Annotated in this window: 16 protein-coding genes and 1 riboswitch; of the genes, 11 read left to right on the top strand and 5 right to left on the bottom strand. The window is 33.0% G+C overall.

Annotation, left to right across the window (positions count from 1 at the left end):
- Positions 1 to 658: 658 nt before the first annotated feature.
- Positions 659 to 874 carry a histone family protein gene (locus ASJ80_RS13735; protein ID WP_069582921.1) on the top strand — a complete coding sequence of 72 codons (216 nt, stop codon included), beginning with the start codon at positions 659 to 661 and terminating at the stop codon, positions 872 to 874.
- A gap of 412 nt (positions 875 to 1,286) precedes the next feature.
- Entirely contained in the window at positions 1,287 to 3,062 is a 1,776-nt protein-coding gene (locus ASJ80_RS13730; RefSeq protein WP_069582920.1) for a ribosome biogenesis/translation initiation ATPase RLI, read from the top strand.
- Positions 3,063 to 3,120: 58 nt separating this feature from the next.
- Here ASJ80_RS13730 and ASJ80_RS13725 read toward each other — a convergent pair whose 3' ends face one another.
- Positions 3,121 to 3,822, bottom strand: coding sequence for an Nmad3 family putative nucleotide modification protein (locus tag ASJ80_RS13725; protein ID WP_069582919.1), 702 nt, complete (start codon positions 3,820 to 3,822; stop codon positions 3,121 to 3,123).
- 248 nt (positions 3,823 to 4,070) lie between these two features.
- Between ASJ80_RS13725 and ASJ80_RS13720 the strand changes: the two genes are divergently transcribed.
- Positions 4,071 to 5,276 (top strand): alpha/beta hydrolase family protein, encoded by a 1,206-nt coding sequence (locus ASJ80_RS13720; protein WP_069582918.1) that lies wholly within the window; start codon positions 4,071 to 4,073, stop codon positions 5,274 to 5,276.
- Between the two features lie 86 nt (positions 5,277 to 5,362).
- Here the strand turns inward: ASJ80_RS13720 and ASJ80_RS13715 are convergent, their stop codons facing one another.
- Both ASJ80_RS13715 and radB read right to left on the bottom strand, forming a co-directional pair.
- Positions 5,363 to 6,520 (bottom strand): pyridoxal phosphate-dependent aminotransferase, encoded by a 1,158-nt coding sequence (locus ASJ80_RS13715; protein ID WP_069582917.1) that lies wholly within the window; start codon positions 6,518 to 6,520, stop codon positions 5,363 to 5,365.
- A 791-nt stretch (positions 6,521 to 7,311) separates the two neighbouring features.
- Complete coding sequence (gene radB / locus ASJ80_RS13710) at positions 7,312 to 8,007, bottom strand: DNA repair and recombination protein RadB (protein ID WP_069582916.1); 696 nt, start codon at positions 8,005 to 8,007, stop codon at positions 7,312 to 7,314.
- Between the two features lie 436 nt (positions 8,008 to 8,443).
- Here radB and ASJ80_RS13705 point away from each other — a divergent pair, with 436 nt between their 5' ends.
- A complete protein-coding gene (locus ASJ80_RS13705; protein ID WP_083240871.1) occupies positions 8,444 to 9,934 on the top strand; it encodes a radical SAM/SPASM domain-containing protein in 1,491 nt (496 codons plus the stop codon).
- Positions 9,927 to 11,363, top strand: coding sequence for a B12-binding domain-containing radical SAM protein (locus ASJ80_RS13700; RefSeq protein WP_083240870.1), 1,437 nt, complete (start codon positions 9,927 to 9,929; stop codon positions 11,361 to 11,363). The genes ASJ80_RS13705 and ASJ80_RS13700 overlap by 8 nt, the downstream gene beginning before the upstream one ends.
- A 215-nt stretch (positions 11,364 to 11,578) precedes the next feature.
- On the opposite strand, the gene ASJ80_RS13695 is transcribed toward ASJ80_RS13700, so the two are convergent.
- The gene (locus ASJ80_RS13695; protein ID WP_069582914.1) at positions 11,579 to 12,184 is read right to left on the bottom strand and encodes an L-threonylcarbamoyladenylate synthase; all 606 of its coding nucleotides are present in this window, start codon (positions 12,182 to 12,184) and stop codon (positions 11,579 to 11,581) included.
- Between the two features lie 246 nt (positions 12,185 to 12,430).
- On the opposite strand from ASJ80_RS13695, the gene pgsA reads away from it, so the two are divergent.
- The 5 genes from pgsA to ASJ80_RS13670 all read left to right on the top strand — a co-directional run bounded on the left by pgsA (position 12,431) and on the right by ASJ80_RS13670 (position 15,184).
- A complete protein-coding gene (pgsA, locus tag ASJ80_RS13690) occupies positions 12,431 to 13,009 on the top strand; it encodes an archaetidylinositol phosphate synthase (protein WP_069582913.1) in 579 nt (192 codons plus the stop codon).
- Positions 13,010 to 13,029: 20 nt separating this feature from the next.
- Positions 13,030 to 13,275, top strand: a complete 246-nt coding sequence (locus tag ASJ80_RS13685) for a DUF357 domain-containing protein (RefSeq protein WP_069582912.1) — start codon at positions 13,030 to 13,032, stop codon at positions 13,273 to 13,275.
- A gap of 44 nt (positions 13,276 to 13,319) precedes the next feature.
- The gene (locus ASJ80_RS13680; protein WP_069582911.1) at positions 13,320 to 13,976 is read left to right on the top strand and encodes a TIGR00153 family protein; all 657 of its coding nucleotides are present in this window, start codon (positions 13,320 to 13,322) and stop codon (positions 13,974 to 13,976) included.
- Between the two features lie 37 nt (positions 13,977 to 14,013).
- Positions 14,014 to 14,697, top strand: a complete 684-nt coding sequence (locus ASJ80_RS13675; protein WP_069582910.1) for a DUF434 domain-containing protein — start codon at positions 14,014 to 14,016, stop codon at positions 14,695 to 14,697.
- 142 nt (positions 14,698 to 14,839) lie between these two features.
- Positions 14,840 to 15,184 carry a hypothetical protein gene (locus ASJ80_RS13670; RefSeq protein WP_069582909.1) on the top strand — a complete coding sequence of 115 codons (345 nt, stop codon included), beginning with the start codon at positions 14,840 to 14,842 and terminating at the stop codon, positions 15,182 to 15,184.
- A 421-nt stretch (positions 15,185 to 15,605) separates the two neighbouring features.
- Positions 15,606 to 15,669, top strand: a riboswitch (Fluoride riboswitch).
- A gap of 231 nt (positions 15,670 to 15,900) precedes the next feature.
- Here the strand turns inward: ASJ80_RS13670 and ASJ80_RS13665 are convergent.
- The gene (locus ASJ80_RS13665) at positions 15,901 to 16,701 is read right to left on the bottom strand and encodes a sulfite exporter TauE/SafE family protein (protein ID WP_176720186.1); all 801 of its coding nucleotides are present in this window, start codon (positions 16,699 to 16,701) and stop codon (positions 15,901 to 15,903) included.
- 509 nt (positions 16,702 to 17,210) lie between these two features.
- Between ASJ80_RS13665 and ASJ80_RS13660 the strand changes: the two genes are divergently transcribed.
- Positions 17,211 to 17,501: a hypothetical protein gene (locus ASJ80_RS13660; protein ID WP_069582907.1), complete on the top strand. Its 291-nt coding sequence runs from the start codon at positions 17,211 to 17,213 to the stop codon at positions 17,499 to 17,501.
- The last annotated feature ends 274 nt before the right edge of the window (positions 17,502 to 17,775 follow it).

The following is a 17,775-nucleotide window of genomic DNA, read 5'->3' as shown; positions in this document are numbered from 1 at the left end:
TAATAACTCTCGGGTATTCCAAGTATGTTGAATATAATCTGGTGAATAAATTTCTTATCTGGTTTATAGATATCTTCGCATAAAATTGCAAAATTTTTAAGTCATATGGTTCGTAATTCATGAAATGGTGGAGAAATATTCTCACTATCATATGTGTACTGTTTTTTTATTTGATCTCCTTCTCCAAAACAAATACTTTGAAGTAAAAGTCTCAGGGATATCTGATCTATCATAATTATTGAACTGATATCTAATATTATTTTGTAAATAATTAGTATTAAATACACCCTGCATATACACTAAATGTGTACTAAATTTGGTATTATCATTCCTATTTTTAAAATGATTAAGTTCTACTCTCTAAATTAATAATAACATATATTTTTTAGAAATTATTACTTAAAAAACCTTATTTACACTTTTTTTTCAAGATGAAACCTTTGGTTTGAAGTTCATTTTGACCTTGAAATTAGCCATGATTTTCAAATATGATATTAGATTTTTTTTACAATCCTCATCAAAAACTGAAAGTGAGTTACCGCACGTCTTTGATTATGGATTTAATTGAAGTCACAATTCAAATAAGAATTATGTAAACTCAATAAAATCGACAAATTTAAATACTATGGAGTACTAATAAAAGAATGAGGTGATATGTATGACTGAATTACCAATTGCTCCAGTTGGAAGAATCATAAAAAATGCTGGTGCTCAAAGAATAAGTGATGATGCAAGGGACGAGTTAACAAAAGTATTGGAAGAAATGGGTGAAGAAATAGCTTCAGAAGCTGTTAAACTTGCAAAACACGCTGGAAGAAAAACAGTTAAAGCATCAGACATTGAGTTAGCTGTCAGAACAAGAGTAAAAATGTAATTTTCTTTTTTTACTTTAACTTTTTTTTATTTTTAGGATTGCATACTTTTTAGGTGTTTTTTATTATGGTTTGATCCTAAATTATGAATACGTATGGTTGTTAAATTTTAATTTTGATCTTTAATCAGCACGGCAAATTTTTATATATTATCTTTATAAAAATAGTAATTAGAAAATTTATTGTTTCAGTTGAAAGTAGAGATGATAGTTTGATTTGAGGTTAAACTTGATTAATTGAGATGTTTTTGATCAACATGTTAAAAATCTTAGATTTTTAACGGCTGAAAATCTAAGATTTTCAGGCATTTTAAAAAGTTGATTCGAAAATTTATTGTTTCAGTTGAAAATTAGGGATGATATCTTCGTTTAAGGTAAAATCTGATTATTAATATAAACTAATTTTGGTGATAAATTGACAAGAATTGCAATATTAGATCATGATCGATGTCAGCCTAAAAAATGCAACTATGTATGTATTGAGTACTGTCCAGGGGTCAGAATGGAAGAAGACACCATAACTATTGATCCTAAAACTAAAAAAGCAGTATTTTCAGAGGAATTATGCCAGGGATGTGGAATATGTACAAAAAGGTGCTATTTAGGTGCAGTAAATATTATAAATCTTCCTGAAGCTTTGGAAGAACCGATACACAGATACGGTCAGAACCAGTTTGAATTATTTGGACTTCCCAACATAAAAGAAGGGTCTGTGGTAGGGATTTTAGGTCCAAACGGTATAGGGAAATCAACAATTATAAAAATACTTTCTGGAGAATTAAAACCGAATTTGGGAGACTATGAAGCAGAACCTGAATGGGAAGAAATAATAAATTACTTCAAAGGTTCACAGCTCCAATCTTATTTTAAGAAATTGTCTGAAGGAAACGTAAAAACTTCTCATAAACCTCAAATGGTGGATATGCTGCCGAAAGTGGTAAAAGGAAAAGTTGGAAGTCTTCTTAATCATGTTGATGAAAGAAACAAATTGGATGAAGTATCTAAAACCCTTGAAATAGATCAGATATTGGACAGAGATATTTCCAAGCTCAGTGGTGGGGAACTTCAAAGAATAGCAATAGCAGCAGCAGCCTTAAAAGATGCGGATTTTTATTATTTTGACGAACCAACATCCTGGCTGGATGTTAAACAGAGATTAAATGCAGTAAAAGTCATAAGGGATCTTGCAGAAGAAGGAAAATCGGTAATGGTTATAGAACATGATTTAGCTGCACTCGATGCTATGTCTGACTATGTACACATATTATATGGCCACCCTGGAGCGTATGGTGTAGTAGCACAGATGAGGGGAGTTAGGGTTGGAATTAATGCTTACATTGGCGGATTTTTAAAAGAGGAAAATGTGAGGATTAGAAGACAGCCAATAATCTTTGAGGTAAGGCCTCCAGCTGAAATAATTGAAGGTGAGACCCTTGCAGAATATACTTCACTTAAAAAATCTTATGATGGATTTTCAATTGAAACTGAAGAAGGGGAAATTCAACATAATGAAATTATCACTGCATTTGGTCCAAACGGTATTGGTAAGACAACCTTTGCAAAAATACTTGCGGCAGTGACCAAGCCTGATGAAGGAAAGATAAAGAAAAAGGTTTCAATAGCGTATAAACCTCAGTATTTGGTATCTGACTTCGATGGAACTGTTCAGGAATTTTTAATGACTACAGCTCCTACTTATGGGACCAATATATTTAAGACAGAAATTGTAAAGCCGTTTATGCTTGATGAGATTATGGATAAAACAGTTAAGGATTTAAGTGGAGGGGAACTTCAGCGCCTTGCTGTTGCAGCCACACTTGCAAAAGATGCAGATATTTACCTTTTCGACGAACCAACCGCATTTTTAGATGTTGAACAGAGGTTAAGGGCTGCAAGGGCCATACAGAAAATAATTGAAAGCCGTCATGCAGCATCAATCATTGTAGATCACGATATAGTCTTTATAGATTACATATCTGATAGAGCAATGGTATTTTACGGTGAACCTGGAATTGAAGGCCACGCCACATCACCAATGGATCTCCGTTCTGCAATGAATAAATTTTTATCTGATGTTGGAATAACCTTTAGAAGGGATAAAGAAACTAAACGTCCGCGTGTTAATAAATTTGGAAGTTATCTTGACCGTGAACAGAAGGAAAAAGGGGAATATTATTATCTGGAAAGTTAATTTCCAGTTAGCTTCTTTTAAAAGTTATTTATTTTTTAACTAAAGAAATTCAAATATTTTACATTTTAAGCAGTTTTTTTAAATTTTCCATGCATTCAGAATCTCTAATCATTCGTGGAGGAATACTTCTCTGGATTGACCCTTTTATTCCAAGCAGTTTTTCCATCTCTGGAGAGACTGCATGGTAAGGTCTTCCTATTTTGTTTTGTTTAGGTTTACTGATAAGAATAGCTTTATCAAGTAATGTGCTTCTATATTTATCTCCTTCAACGATTACCAAACCCTTTAAATTATCGCATTTAATATGGGAGTTATTAGAATACAAATTGCAGAATTTGGAAATTTCTTCTTTAGATAATTCACTAAAATCTATGACTTTTTTAATAACAAAATAACCAATGATATAAAGTGCATTAGGGTATTTATTGTTTTGGTATGGGCTAAGTCCCACATAAAATACTAATAAATCATTTTTATCTAATTTAAGAAGGGATTTTCTTTTAGATTTTGAAGGATCTCCATATGTGAAAGTTTCAAATTCTGGATCAAAATGTATTTTACTTTGACAAATTTTAAATGGTAAAAAATCAGCCAAGGGTTTGTTTTTTATTCCTAGTGTATTTTGATATGTCCTTGTTTCATGAGTTTCAGAATCGGATTCTGGTATTGGGATATATTCAAAGGAACCATCCTCAAAGATAGGTGATAATGCACCTCCACACCCTTTATCGATCCCAACTCTAAGTAGCAGTGCTTTCATTTTGATCTTCTATTTAATTGAGATATGTAAATATTCTTTGATTTTGTGCTTATATCAATAAAAACTTAAATTCATTAAGAAATAAATAATAATACTAATAATTTAAGTATTATTTATAAAAATAGATTTTTACACAAAATGGGCGAAAACGTAGTATTCCAAAACCATAGGTTTTTGATATATCAAAATTGAAAAATTTTGACAGTTTTTCCGAACTCTCGAAAATCAGAGATTTTTGAGGTAAAATAATGGCAGGAGAAGTTAAAAAGATGAGCGTAAGATTGAACTTTTTTGAAAATGATGGATTTGACTTCCAGTTAATGAGATCTATAGGTCTAAATCATTATGGTGGCGCTTCAATTGGAGAATGTCTTTCAACTGCAAAAAGAATAAGAGATGGGGATGTGGTAAGCTGGGTAGATGAATGGAATGCAACTGCAAGGATGATTGAAGAAGAAGCAGATGTGTTCAGGGAAAGGGATGAGATAATAAGTGCTCGTGATTCTTATTTAAGGGCATCCATGTACTATCGTGCAGCAGAATATTTTGGGTTCTTCAGCGAACCTTCCCGCCGCGAAAACTGGGAAAAAAGTAAAGAATGCTTCCAGAAAGCTGCAAAATTTTTTGAGGCACTGTGTGAGGTAATTGAAATACAATTTGAAGATATGAAACTGCCGGGTTATTTCATTAAGCCAGAAGATGATCTCAAAAAAAGGCCCACACTTCTTATTATGAGTGGTTTCGATGGTACCTCAGAAGAACTCTATTTTTATCTGGGTGCTGGAGCTGTTGCTAGAGGTTACAATGTACTGCTTTTTGAGGGGCCAGGACAGGTTGGACCTATCCATATGTACCCAGAAAAACCATTTCGACCAGATTATGAAGTGCCTGTAAAAGCTGCTGCTGATTATGCACTTCTGCGTGAGAATGTTGACGAAGAATGCCTTGCACTGGTAGGTTTTAGTCTTGGAGGTTATTTTGCAGCAAGAGCAGCGATATATGAAAAACGGATTAAGGCATGTGTTGTTGATTCGCCTGTTATCGACATCAGCCGTTATTATGAAGGTTTTGAACATATTGAAGAACTAGCTAAGATAAAAGAAGAGGATTATGAAGAACTATTTTCAGAAAATCCATTTATAAGATGGGCTGTGGAAACTTTTACAAGGCGCTATGGAACAAAAACCATTTCTGAAGCTTTAGATAAAATTAAAGAATTTAATATAGTCAGTGATTTAGATAAAATTACATGTCCTACTCTTGCTCTTGTGGGTGAAGGTGAGGGAGATGAAGCAATTTTTCAGACCCAACGGTTTTATGAAGGTGTTTCAGGTTCTAAAGCACTTCGTATGTTTACAGAAAAAGAAGGAGCAGATTCGCACTGCCAGATTACAAATTTAAGTTTGATGAATGCTGCGGTTATGATGTGGCTTGATGGAGTTTTTAGTAAATAATGACTTAAAATTTATTTTTAATTAAAAGTAGGATTAGTCATCACGTAGTAAAATAAAAAATTAATTAAAAAATAGAAAAAATAAAGTTATTTGGGTCTTAAAGTTTCTATTGCATCCTGGAAATCGACTGCAAATTTTTCAACGCCGGCTCTAGGTATTGAAAAACTTACTCTTAGATACCTGTGACCAAATAATTTACTTGTGTAATTACCTTCTCTTGCAAAGATTTTTCTCTCAAGCAGAAATTCTGCGACATCAATTGGTTCAACACCTGTTTCATACAGGTCAATTACAAACATGTTTCCATCTGAAGGGTACACAGGTAAAAATGCGCCTTCAACATTGTCAACAGCTTTTTTGATAATTTTTTGGTTACCTCTTGTGGTGTCTCTAATACGGTCAAGCCATGTTGACTTGGATTTAAGTGCCGCAAGAGCACCCATTTGAGCAACCACATTTGTTCCAAGGTCATTTATAACTATACTTTTAGCAGAAGTTACAATCTCTGGAGTGCTTATGAAAGCCCCTATACGTAACCCTGCCATTCCATATATTTTAGAGAAACTGTAAGTGGTTATAGTATGCTCTGGAGCATATTTTGCCGCCAGGTGATGTTCCCTTGCAAAATCTCGGTATGTTATATCATGGAGCAAATACAGGTCGTTATCAATGGCCATATCTGCGAATTCTTTGATCTCTTCTTTGGTGTAACATGTTCCAAGTGGGTTAAGAGGATCTATAAGAGATACAAGTTTTGTATTCTCATCCATATTTTTCCTTACGAGTTCTGGGGTCATTTTGTAACCGCATTCCTCGTTGTATATTGGAATTGAAGTCACATGATCGGCAAATCTACTTGCAAAGTTATCTATGATAAGATACCCTGGATCGCAGGTTATAACATTATCTGTGGATTCCAGTATGTCGTTCATACAGAGGTAAAGTGATTCTGTACCTCCTGCAGACACAAAAATATCGTGACCACTGGTTAGATCTAAATCTTTAAGAATTAGATCTTTAAGCTCGGGGAACCCTTCTGGTGGGGGATATTTGCAGTAATCTTTATTCTTAACGCTATCAAGCATTGAATACATGATATCATTTTCTTCGTGGAGATGGTTCGTATTTTGACCCATCCATATCATTTCTTCATCATGATAGACGTAGTTAAAGAACTCATTAACCGTTTTAAAGCCTTTCGGCAGTCTTTTTGCAGCTCTTGCATATTTTTTCGGTGAAATCATAAATTCTCACAACACATTTAAAATGATAAAATGTAAACTTATAAATTCAAAAGAACTCTTAAATTATACATTATCGTTTTTAAAAACTCCTATTTAAAATTATAGGTTTTCTATATTCATAAATATTAACTTAATTTGGAATAAGGAACATATCTGTACAATTAACTATCTGATTAAATTTAGAAAATGCTATTTGGCACTTTCAACGCGCTGTTTATCGTGATTTTGGAATGGTTTTTCCTTCTTTATATGCATCACCGATAATATTTCATAGTTTCCAGTATGAAGCGTTTCATGGCCTGTTTATTGTAAATAGTGGAGGGTTACTCTTCTCAAAGTTAAGTATTCCATCGTTTATACATTTTTTATTCACGTAGGATTCAAGTACTTCTCCAAAAAATATCTCTTGGGAGATCTGCTGTTTTAACGAGTTTACAGAGCAGATTTACAGGACATTCTTTTATCATAGGTGCCTTGTTTACATGGTCGAAAAACGAATTAAATATGGGGGATTTATATGTATTATGCCCTAAAAAAGTCCTACATAATCCGTTTTTGCATTTGCTCCTCTGATGGTATGTTCGCGCTGAAATATCTGCTCTCTTTTATGCAGGTATTTGTATAGCGTGATCCCTATGGGCCAATATAGATATACATCTCAGGCAGGGTGATAGAAGTCCAAATGATCTATAAATCGTGTAATTGACCTTACCATTTATCATCGTGCCTGCAATACAAATAGGTACGGGAAAAGGCAAAATTCCATTTTAACTTTTGCCATAATATCATCCTTATCTTAACCCACTATTAACAATTTCAAATTTAACCTTAAGTCCATCTGGTTTGCTTCTATGCCTTTTCAGTATGGCAAACCTTTCTCCTTTTTCATCCTTTACAAGTTCAATTATAATTTTACTCCAGTATTTTAAAATAGTTCCGCCTACTGGCTCTATTATTCCTTCTTCATCGAAAATGGAATATATATGATTTGTTACAACTACTGCAATATCATATTTCCTTGCAATCATTGAAAGAAGCCCCATTTGTTTGCTAAGATCTCTATTGATCTCAGTTTGGCCTCCATCTTTTAACCTGTATAGTGCAACTGCAGAATCTAGAATTATTAGGTCTATATCTTTTTCTCCAGATTTTAGGCTGTATTCTATCTTTTTTATTGCTTCATCCTGTTCCTCAAAAGTTGTAGGTTCAAGAACTATTATGTTTCCAGCTATATCATCAAATTGATCTCCAGTAATCTGTTTCATCCTTTCAATGGAAAGTCCGCCCTCTGTATCAATAAATACTGCTTTTTTTCCATTTTTCGCGCATTGAACAAGCATCTTCAGCGCTATATTAGTTTTCCCAGACCCGGGAGGGCCGTAAAATTGGGTAATGCTTCCTTTTTCAATGCCACCCCCAATTATGGAGTCTATTGGACACGCTAATGCTATTTTGCCGTTTTTTTGTATATCGGATAATGTATTCACTGTTAATACCTCATAATGGTTTGGTAGTCAAAATTAAGTTTAAATCATGTAATTTAAGAGATTTTCAATTTGTAAATGAATTGATTTTCTTCATTAAATTGTTTGCATATCATAATAAAAATAATTTTGGTGAGAGATATTTTAATTTTAATACATATTTTAATGGATTAAAATCATGTAAAATTGTGTTAGATGTATCTTTTTTTGAATTTGGTTAAATATGTATTTAATAGACACAATTAGATGATTTCTGTGGTGAGTATTTGGTAACACATAAAAAATTATATAAACAATCTTAACCAAATGTATTATTATATTAAACTTTGAGTTTGAGCTATTTAAGACATTTAGTTGATGATTAATTTTTAATTTTGAGTAATGGGAAGGGGGTATTATTAGGAGCCCATCTGAAGAAAATGAATTAAATATCGGAGATATGATTGGGACCTTTAAGAGGATTACTGATAATCCATTAGCTAAATATTTACTCCAGAGAACTCTAACTTACTGTGAAAAAGATGAAGCCATAAGATTGGAAAGTGCTTTAAAGATTTATTTAGGAAAAGAAAATGATGCCTGCTATAAATGTAAGTTGATGTCTAGACTTATAGGTTACATCGTTAAAAAGGGTGCTACTGGTTTTGGTACTTCTGAAAAGGAACTTAAAGAAGCTATGGAAAGTGAATACTGGATAAGGGGACTTACCAGCGTACTTAAAGGAATTGCGCTATTCGGCGTTAAAAGACCTTTTGTTCCAGGAGCGCCATTTCAAATAGTTTGGAATATTACAAAAGCATGTAATATGCGGTGTGTTCATTGTTATGAAAGCGCAGGTAAGCGCGGTGAAAATGAACTGTCCTCTAAAGATATTATCAATGGTTTAGACCGCATGGCAAAATCTGGAGTGACTTCTATTGCTTTTTCTGGCGGCGAACCAACAATTCATCCTCATATTCTTGATTTTATAAAGCACACTGAAAATAGTGGAATGTGTGCAGCTATGGCTACCAATGGTTATATTCTCGCAGATAAAGGGAAATCACAGAAATTTATTGATGCCGGACTGGAATTTATCCAGATAAGTCTGGATGGAACAGGTTCAAAGACTCATGATTCATTTAGAAGAGTTAATGGTGCATGGGAAAGGGCAGTTTTGGCTGTGGAGAATTTTGTGGATGCAGGTATCTTTGTTGAGGTGGCAACAACTGTAACTGAATATAATATTGATGAAATTCCGGAAATGATCGATTTTGTAAGGGATTTAGGTGTAAACTGGTTTATGCTGTACAATTTTATACCCACTGGAAATGGAACTGAAATTGTGGATATGGACCTCTCCCCAAAGGATAGATCTGAACTTCTTGAGACAGCTTATGTTGAAAATAAGAATGGTGAAATGCAAATTTTATCAACAGCACCTCAATATGCTCCTGTGGCAGAGTCAATGGTTTCAAAAGATTCAGCCATGATACCAACCCACTTTTATAACCCTGAATATACCAGTCCTGCGCTTATGCAGCTTGCAGAATTTATAGGGGGCTGTGGGGCAGGACGATTTTATATGAGTATCGAACCCAATGGGGATATTTACCCATGTGTATTTTTCCCTCATAAAGAAGAAGTTAAACTCGGCAATTTAATGAATGACAATTTTGAAGATATATGGATGAATAATAACGTCCTGCATCAGCTCAGAGATAAAGAAATACTTGAAGGGCAATGTGGGGAATGTAATTCCAGGCATATCTGTGGGGGCTGCAGGGCAAGAGCATACAATTATTTTGATGATATTTTAGCCCCGGATCCTGGTTGTATAAATAATCAGAAAGAGTGGGAAACTCTTAAAGACAGAATATCAATGGAAAGAGCTTATGAAAGTCATCATGAAAATTTGATATTGAAAATGGAGACCAGAAAACATGAATGACGCCGAAGTTTTACTTATAAATCCAATGGATAAGGGCCACGTAACTAATGGATTGGGTCTTAGAGTTCCTCCTTTAAATCTCATGTACCTGGCGGCAGCACTCGAAAAAGCTTCATTATCTGTTAAGATACTTGATGATGACCTGTACCAGGTGGGATTTGAAAAAATAGCCAGTTTAGCATCGAAAATTGATCCTGTGGTTGTGGGGGTTACCGCCACCACGGCTACAATAAAAAATGCTTTAAAATATGTTAAAGCCATTAAAGAGATCTTACCAAATACTTTGGCTGTAATAGGTGGTTCTCATCCTACTTTCACGCCTTCGGGAACTTTAAAAGCAGGGGATGGTTTAGATGTTGTTGTTGTAGGTGAAGGTGAGGAAACCCTAACTGAAGTTGCTGAGGAGTACATAAAAAATGGGTTTAATAACTTTGAAAATGTTAAAGGAATAGTTTACCGTGACAATGGTAAAATCAATGCAACACCGCCAAGGCCATTAATAGAGAATCTTGATGGGTTATCTTTTCCAGCAAGGCATCTTGTACCATTTAATGAGTATAAAACTTCTCAAAGTCAGGCTGGAGGGATTATAACAAGTAGGGGTTGTGTTTTTAATTGTAACTACTGTTCTTCATCGCTTATTATGGGTAAAAAATTCAGGAGCCGTAGCGCTGAAAATGTTGTTGATGAGCTGGAGGAACTGGTTTATAAATACGGCGTCAGGGACATAGCATTTTTAGATGATATATTCATGTTAAATAAAAGAAGGGCCAGGGCAGTAGCTGATGAAATTAAAAATAGAGGCCTTGATATAAGCTTTGTAACTTCTTCAAGGGTAGATACAGTAAATCAAGAGCTTTTAGAGTGTTTAAAAAGTGCAGGTATGAGTACATTGTACTGTGGAATTGAATCAGGTTCGCAGCGTGTTTTAGACCTTATGGGAAAGGGTATTACATTAAAACAATCGGAGGATGCTATTAAAGCAGCGAAAAATGTTGATATTAATGTTTTGGGGTCATTTATGTTGGGTTATCCCGGTGAAACAGCTCAAGAGATGGACCAGACTATTGATTTTTCAATAAAGCTTGATCCTGATTACGGCCAATTTTCAATACTGACTCCATTTCCAGGAACTCCTATATATTATGAATTAAAACAAAAAGGACTCCTTGATACGGAAGATTGGAGCAAATATACTGTTCTGGATTCTGTTGTAAATTATGAAAAATTAGGTCTAACTAAAAAGTTAGTTGAAAGAAAACTGAACAAAGCATATCTTAAATTTTATACAAGGCCAAAATACCTGTTTAAACACAGAAGCATGTTCAAAGTTTTAATTGGAACTCTATTTAAAAGTTATGTAATACCCAAACTAAATGGGGGAACACCTGAAGGCTGGTATAATTCTCTTCAAGAGGAATATTCATAACTTATTATTCTTCTATTTAAGTATTGAACTATTGATTCAGTAATAATAAATATTGTAAAAATCATAAATCTGTACATGTTAAATTCAAGTTCAAAAACCAAATTAACTGCATGTATTTTTTTGGGCTTATTTTTATGGACAATGGCTAGTTTAAATGCTTATGAAGATTTAAAAGAATATTTAATTATGGGAGCACAATTTTTGGGTTTAATCAACTAACAATCAAAATCAGGTACAATTGCACCTTTTCTCACAATTTTAGGTGAGGCAGTCATGTCAATTACAGTGGAGTGAATTCCATGTTTGCATAATCCTGCATCAAGAATTAAATCAATGCTATCATCAAGCTGCTTTAAAATACCATCTAATGATTCTGGAATCTTTTCACCTGAAATATTAGCGCTCGTTGTTGTTATTGGAAATTGGCCTGAAAGTTCCATACAAACTTTACTGTCCGGAATTCTTATCCCAATTTTTTCTCTACCTGAAGTAAGTATGGGGGATACGTTTCCTTTTTTCTTTAAAATTATTGTAAATGGGCCTGGAAGAATTTTCTGAACCATTTTTTCAGTATTTTTATCCATATATGCTATTTTATGTATATCTTGAATTTTAGAAACACATGCAGATATTGGTTTTGAATATGACCTTTTCTTAATTTGATATACTTTTCGGGTGGCTTCCGCGTCAAATATATTTGCCCCAATGCCATAAACTGTATCTGTGGGGTAAACTACAGTACCTCCTCTTTTTAAAACACTAATTGCCTCTTTAATTTTCTCTTTTTCTGGATTAACTGCATTAATTTTGAGTATTTTCATTTAATCATCCGTTTATTTAAATAAAATTGGAATAATTTAATTTTTAGTGAATAATGGAGCTTTTTAAACGCTTATTTTTAAGTTGAAATTAAATTTAAAGCATATAAACAAATTTATTTGAATATTAGTCAAAAATATTTGGTTATTCACTATATATTGTATCTTTTATATAATTTGGAATTCATGTAATTTTGTAGCTATTGATTATCCAAACTTTTATCTTTAGGAATTAAATAATTATCCAGTATGCTTAATAGATTACGACCACAGCTTAAATTATTCATAGACCCAATTGCAAAACGAATCAAAATAAATCCAAATATCCTCACTATAATCGGGCTTTTAATAAGTCTTTTATCTGCATATATGTTTGCACGCGGCGATTTACTATGGGGTGGGATTTTTATATTAGTTAGCGGCCTGGCTGATGTAATTGACGGTGCAGTTGCAAGGAATCATTCTGCTGAAACACCTTTTGGGGGTATCCTTGATTCAACTGTTGATAGGTTTGCAGATGCATTTATTTTGATCGGTATAATATATGGAGGTTCTGTAAACTGGCTCATTGGAATTTTGGCGCTGCATGCGTCTTTAAGTGTGAGTTATGTAAGGGCCAGGATAGAAGTAGAAGGAATCAGTGGCAGTGTTGGTATAGCCGAAAGGGCAGAACGCCTTGTTATTCTGGTGGCTGGTGCATTTTTAAGTGTGATAATAGGTTCAAACTATTTCATGGCACTTGCTGTAATTTTAATAATGGTACTTGGATATTTCACCGTTTTACAAAGAGTATACCATGCATGGAAACAGTTAAAGAAGGACAAATAAGATAATATGGGATAGATAGCATGTACGATGAAAAACACACCATCCAACGTATTGAAAAAGATATTGAATTATTTACAAAAAATATAAAAGAAATAGAATCCATAAAAATAGATGATAATGAAAATGAGATAATTGAAAGAGCCATAAGCTACTTTGAAGATACAAAATATTATCTAGAAAAACAGGATTACATAACTTCCTTTGGATGCGCAACATATGCACACGGATTACTGGATGCGATTCGACTTCTTCATGATTTAATCTGATAATTATCCCATTAAAACCGTGATTAAATTATAAAGGGATAAATATGAAAAGATTTTTTGGCAAAGAAACTGAAGTTGAAAAACTTTCAAAATTACATGTTGAACTGGTTTATCAATGCGTGTATAAGCTTGTAGATGTCATGGAACACTATTATGAACATGATTTTGATTCTATGGACGACGATGTTAATGAAATAAGCCGGATTGAAAAGGAAGCAGATGAAATCAGGAGAAAAATGGAAATTGAATTTTTCAAAGGAGCATTTCTACCATTTGATAGAGAAGACCGAATAAATCTTGCAGAACAGGTGGATTCTGTTGCTGATGCTGTTGAATCAACGGCGTATTCCATATCCCTGGGGAAAATAACCTTTCCTGAATCATTTAAAGAAGATTTCATAGAACTTGTTAAAGCATCGTGTGATGCAGTTGCATTACTTAGAGATTGTATAGAAATGCTTGATGTTGATTTAGGTGCTGCTCTTTCTAAAACACATGATATAGAAAAAAAAGAAGATGAAGGAGATATTGTAGAAAGAAGGATAATCAGCAGACTCTATGGATCATATAGATCTGAAGAAATTAGTATTTTAAAGTTTATGGAACTTAAAAATATCGCAGAAAAAATAGGTAATATAGCAGACCGTGCAGAAGATGCATCTGACAGGGTGCCTATAATAGTAGCAAAAAGAAAAGGCTGAAAATGTAATATATTCAATTACTATTTTTTTAACCATTATGCATATTGAAAAAAATAAGCTTAAAAGAGCAGCATTTGATCTGAGATTTCTTCTTAACCGAGGTTATAGAAAGAAAGGTGCTCTACAATTTGTTGCAAATAAATATGTGTTAAATAAAGATGAGAGAAATTACCTTGCGAGGTCTATTTTTTCGGATTTAATATTAAAGAAGCGGCAGGAAAAAATCATTGATATTTCTAAAATAAAGGATGTGCTTCTTTTAGTAGACGGCTACAACGTTCTTATTACAGTTGAAAGCCTGTACCATGAAGATTATGATTCCATCATTCTATGTGATGATATGGTTATAAGGGATTTAAACGCTGTTTTTGGAAAATATAAACTTAATAATGCCACAGAGATGGCACTTAACAAAATTTTAGATTTAATAAGTTCATATGGCCCATCATACACATGTTTTTTCTTTGACAGCCCTGTAAGTTTCAGCGGTAAGCTTGCCGGCCTTACAAAAAAAATTATGGATGGATATGACCTTCCTGGAAATGTTTGTCTATCAAAAACTGTTGATACTGAAATTATAAAGTTATCAAAGCTTAAAAATGCAATAGTTGCAACAGGTGACAGTGTGATAATAGATAAAGTAGACCGGGTTGTGGATATACCCCGCTATATTCTGGAGTTAAATAGAGATAATTTAAATTGGACCTGCAGAAATTTATAGTCGGGTAAATAACTTTTTTAACATGTAACATTTAAAATACAATAGAATTTAACTCTTAAATAGTTTGGATAATTTAGAAAAGAACAAATGGTATATAATAAAAAAACAGATATAATTATTAATATGAAAACAAGGTGTTATTATGGAACCCAACGATGAATTGTATACTGAAAAAGTAGGGCAGGAGCTTAAATCGAGAATGACATGGTTTAAAGAAGCTCTTCAAGATGATGCTAAACGAGAAGAATTACATGAAAGTATTCAAGGGTCTGAAATACTTATAAGACTTGAAATATTCCTTCCATCGGATAATCCTGAAGATTTTGTAGATGGGCTTTACCTGTACATAGATAACAGCGGGCAAATAGTAGACGCTGATTATTACTTCCGAAATACCAGTGATGGGGCAATAACAAGATTAGATGAACAGGATTTACAGGTAGTTAAAGATTTGTTCCAGGATTCTTTCTCTCTGGAAATAGAATAAATTTAAAATTTGAATTAAACCACATATTATGTTAAAACTTCTATTTTTTAAAAGTAAAAGCGAAGATGAATTTTAATTCATTTTCAATTATATCCTATTTTAAAAACGTAAAAGGCACTATGGCCCGATCATTTAAGACCCAATCATCCCCAACTATTTAAATTAACGTTCATGCCTGAATGTTGTGTAAATAATATCGCTTCACTCGTGTGTCTGGTTAAGTAAATTGTATTTTTTTTAAGATAAATCCCATATAATCAATTAAAACTACAATTTAACATAAAAGTATATCACGCACAGGATCATGGACATGTAAAAATCGCAGATTTTTACGGTCACAAAAACCGAAGTTTTTGTGAACATGAGCGTTATTTATTATTATGGATATCCACTTTTAAAGTATTTATATAAAAATAATATATTTTGTATCTGCGATGGGGTTCGCATTAACCGCTTAAAAATAAGCTGATGACTCCTAACCTATTATAAGTTTTCGTTTTGTTTTATTTAAAGCATTACGGTAAGCGAAACGCAAGATTGGACATTTCAAAATGTTATTATGTTTCTAAACGCGATAATTAAACTTTTAAATGTTACAAATTAAAGAAACCTCAATTGAATCCTATTATTGGCTTCTTTTTATGAAACCAAATCTAGATTTTAAGAGTTTTAGGAAATTTTGCATGTTTAAAATAAAAAAATAGTAGTAAATGATATTAATTTTTCTCGGTGAGTATTTTAATGGATGTAAATATTAATAACGCACCTAATATGATTTTTAATAGCTGTGAAGGGGCATATATAACTAAGAATGCACCTATTGAAGCACCGATAATAGAAGCGACACCCATTGGCAAGACTAAAGAGCCGAGTTCGGACCTGTCAATATACATTTTATTTTTAGCATGTCTTGTGATTCCGACAAGCATAGTAGGTAAACTGATGATTAAACTCATTGTCCCTGCTAATTTAACGTCTATTCCGAAGAGTAGAATTAATATTGGAATTATAACTTCTCCACCAGCAACCCCTAAAAGACTGCTGATGATTCCAATAAGTACTCCACAGAATACAGCTACAATTAGCTCAGTATATAGACTGCCGAACATTATTCCCATTGAGCCGAAGGTGATAAAGCTTTCACTAATAAGGAGCAATCCCATGATTAAAAGCAATATTAACAGTATTTTTTTAAACAAAGTATCAGATACTTTAGTTAGCATTCCTATTCCCCAGTAAGCACCTGTTGTAGAACCTATAATGATTGCTGCCATTAGCAACACTTGAGGAACAATAAGAGAGATATCGAAATTACAGGATCTAAAATATATCGCCGATACAACTGTGATTAAACTTATCAGCATATTTAATGCCACTGCTTTTTTAGCCTTTTTATTAAAAGTTTTTAATAGGAAAGGAAGCCTAAATTCAGCCCCACCTAAACCTATTAATCCACCTAAACAGCCGATAGGCCCACCTATAGCAAATGCTAAAAGAGACGTTTTTTTATCTTTCATTTTCATAACCTATAGAAAAAATTGATTTACTTTTCTGGATTTATACGATATGCAATATATACGTTTTCTTTTTTGAAAATTAATCAGCATTTTAGTAGAGATATTGCTCTAAAAGTGTCAATAAAAGGTTAAATTTTTGTATAACTCAATTTACATTAGTTATATTAAAGCACTACGAAACATCTGTTTTTAAAATAAAAACAGCAAACTTAAATTCTAAGACTGAAAGACGAGCGACTTTCCAGGGATAGTTACGCAGGATCTAGAATTTGGTTTTTGAAGAATAGGCCCTAGCAATGGTTTAGATTTTAGGAAAACTTTGGGATTTTAATGATAGGGATAGATTTAGGGAGTATTGTAATCATGGACAAAATGGAGGTGTTACTCCATGCAGTGAATTTATTAGAGTACCTATCAAATGAGTTTTATCGAAAGAGTAATGAAAATAAGAATTTGTACATATCGCAAAAATTAAGTTATATGATGCTTAAATGTTCTATGGTGATTTTATGCTGGAAGTTAAAGTACTGGAATTTGGATATTCTGTTGAACATCAAAAACACTTTATTAAACTTAGTATCATAGGATTAGAAAAAGAAAAAAAGGATAAAATCGTACCTATGATAGCTAATATACCTTTGGGAAACATTAAACGATTTGTAGTTGAAGCAGACAATGAAAAAGGATTAAAAATACTTGAATATTTCCCTGAAAATGAATACCCATTTAATAATGGAATTCCGACGGGAGAAGAAATTAAAGCTGTTGAAGAGATGGTAAAGGGATTTATGATTCAATAAACTAAATCTTTTTATATTAATTAATTTTTAATACAGTAAAATGACTTTAACGCAGCGGCCTTATAGTTAATAACCGTCAAGCATTACCCTGGACAAAAAGACGGTGGTTCTATCGGTTAACGCGGGTGAATCTATAGAAGGTACTAATCAAATGAGTTGAAACATTAAATTCTTTTTATGAAAATGAGTTCTTTTAGTGAATTATTAGAATAAATCATTTAAATAAAATCATGAGCTTAAAGTTATGGGGGAAGCATATCAATGGTGTCAACCC

It is taken from the genome of Methanobacterium bryantii (assembly GCF_002287175.1).
Taxonomy (GTDB): domain Archaea; phylum Methanobacteriota; class Methanobacteria; order Methanobacteriales; family Methanobacteriaceae; genus Methanobacterium_D; species Methanobacterium_D bryantii.
Note: the sequence above shows the minus strand (reverse complement) of the source record. Positions and strands in the feature narration are given on the sequence as shown.

Bases quoted from the DNA above. Each gene is read 5' to 3' on its own strand.
- ASJ80_RS13715 (WP_069582917.1), bottom strand. From the start codon at position 6,520: ATGATTTCACCGAAAAAATATGCAAGAGCTGCAAAAAGACTGCCGAAA.
- ASJ80_RS13665 (WP_176720186.1), bottom strand. From the start codon at position 16,701: ATGAAAGATAAAAAAACGTCTCTTTTAGCATTTGCTATAGGTGGGCCT.
- ASJ80_RS13705 (WP_083240871.1), top strand. From the start codon at position 8,444: ATGATTGGGACCTTTAAGAGGATTACTGATAATCCATTAGCTAAATAT.
- ASJ80_RS13670 (WP_069582909.1), top strand. From the start codon at position 14,840: ATGGAACCCAACGATGAATTGTATACTGAAAAAGTAGGGCAGGAGCTT.
- ASJ80_RS13685 (WP_069582912.1), top strand. From the start codon at position 13,030: ATGTACGATGAAAAACACACCATCCAACGTATTGAAAAAGATATTGAA.
- ASJ80_RS13700 (WP_083240870.1), top strand. From the start codon at position 9,927: ATGAATGACGCCGAAGTTTTACTTATAAATCCAATGGATAAGGGCCAC.
- ASJ80_RS13735 (WP_069582921.1), top strand. From the start codon at position 659: ATGACTGAATTACCAATTGCTCCAGTTGGAAGAATCATAAAAAATGCT.
- ASJ80_RS13680 (WP_069582911.1), top strand. From the start codon at position 13,320: ATGAAAAGATTTTTTGGCAAAGAAACTGAAGTTGAAAAACTTTCAAAA.
- ASJ80_RS13725 (WP_069582919.1), bottom strand. From the start codon at position 3,822: ATGAAAGCACTGCTACTTAGAGTTGGGATCGATAAAGGGTGTGGAGGT.
- pgsA (WP_069582913.1), top strand. From the start codon at position 12,431: ATGCTTAATAGATTACGACCACAGCTTAAATTATTCATAGACCCAATT.
- ASJ80_RS13660 (WP_069582907.1), top strand. From the start codon at position 17,211: ATGCTGGAAGTTAAAGTACTGGAATTTGGATATTCTGTTGAACATCAA.
- ASJ80_RS13675 (WP_069582910.1), top strand. From the start codon at position 14,014: ATGCATATTGAAAAAAATAAGCTTAAAAGAGCAGCATTTGATCTGAGA.
- ASJ80_RS13695 (WP_069582914.1), bottom strand. From the start codon at position 12,184: ATGAAAATACTCAAAATTAATGCAGTTAATCCAGAAAAAGAGAAAATT.
- ASJ80_RS13720 (WP_069582918.1), top strand. From the start codon at position 4,071: ATGGCAGGAGAAGTTAAAAAGATGAGCGTAAGATTGAACTTTTTTGAA.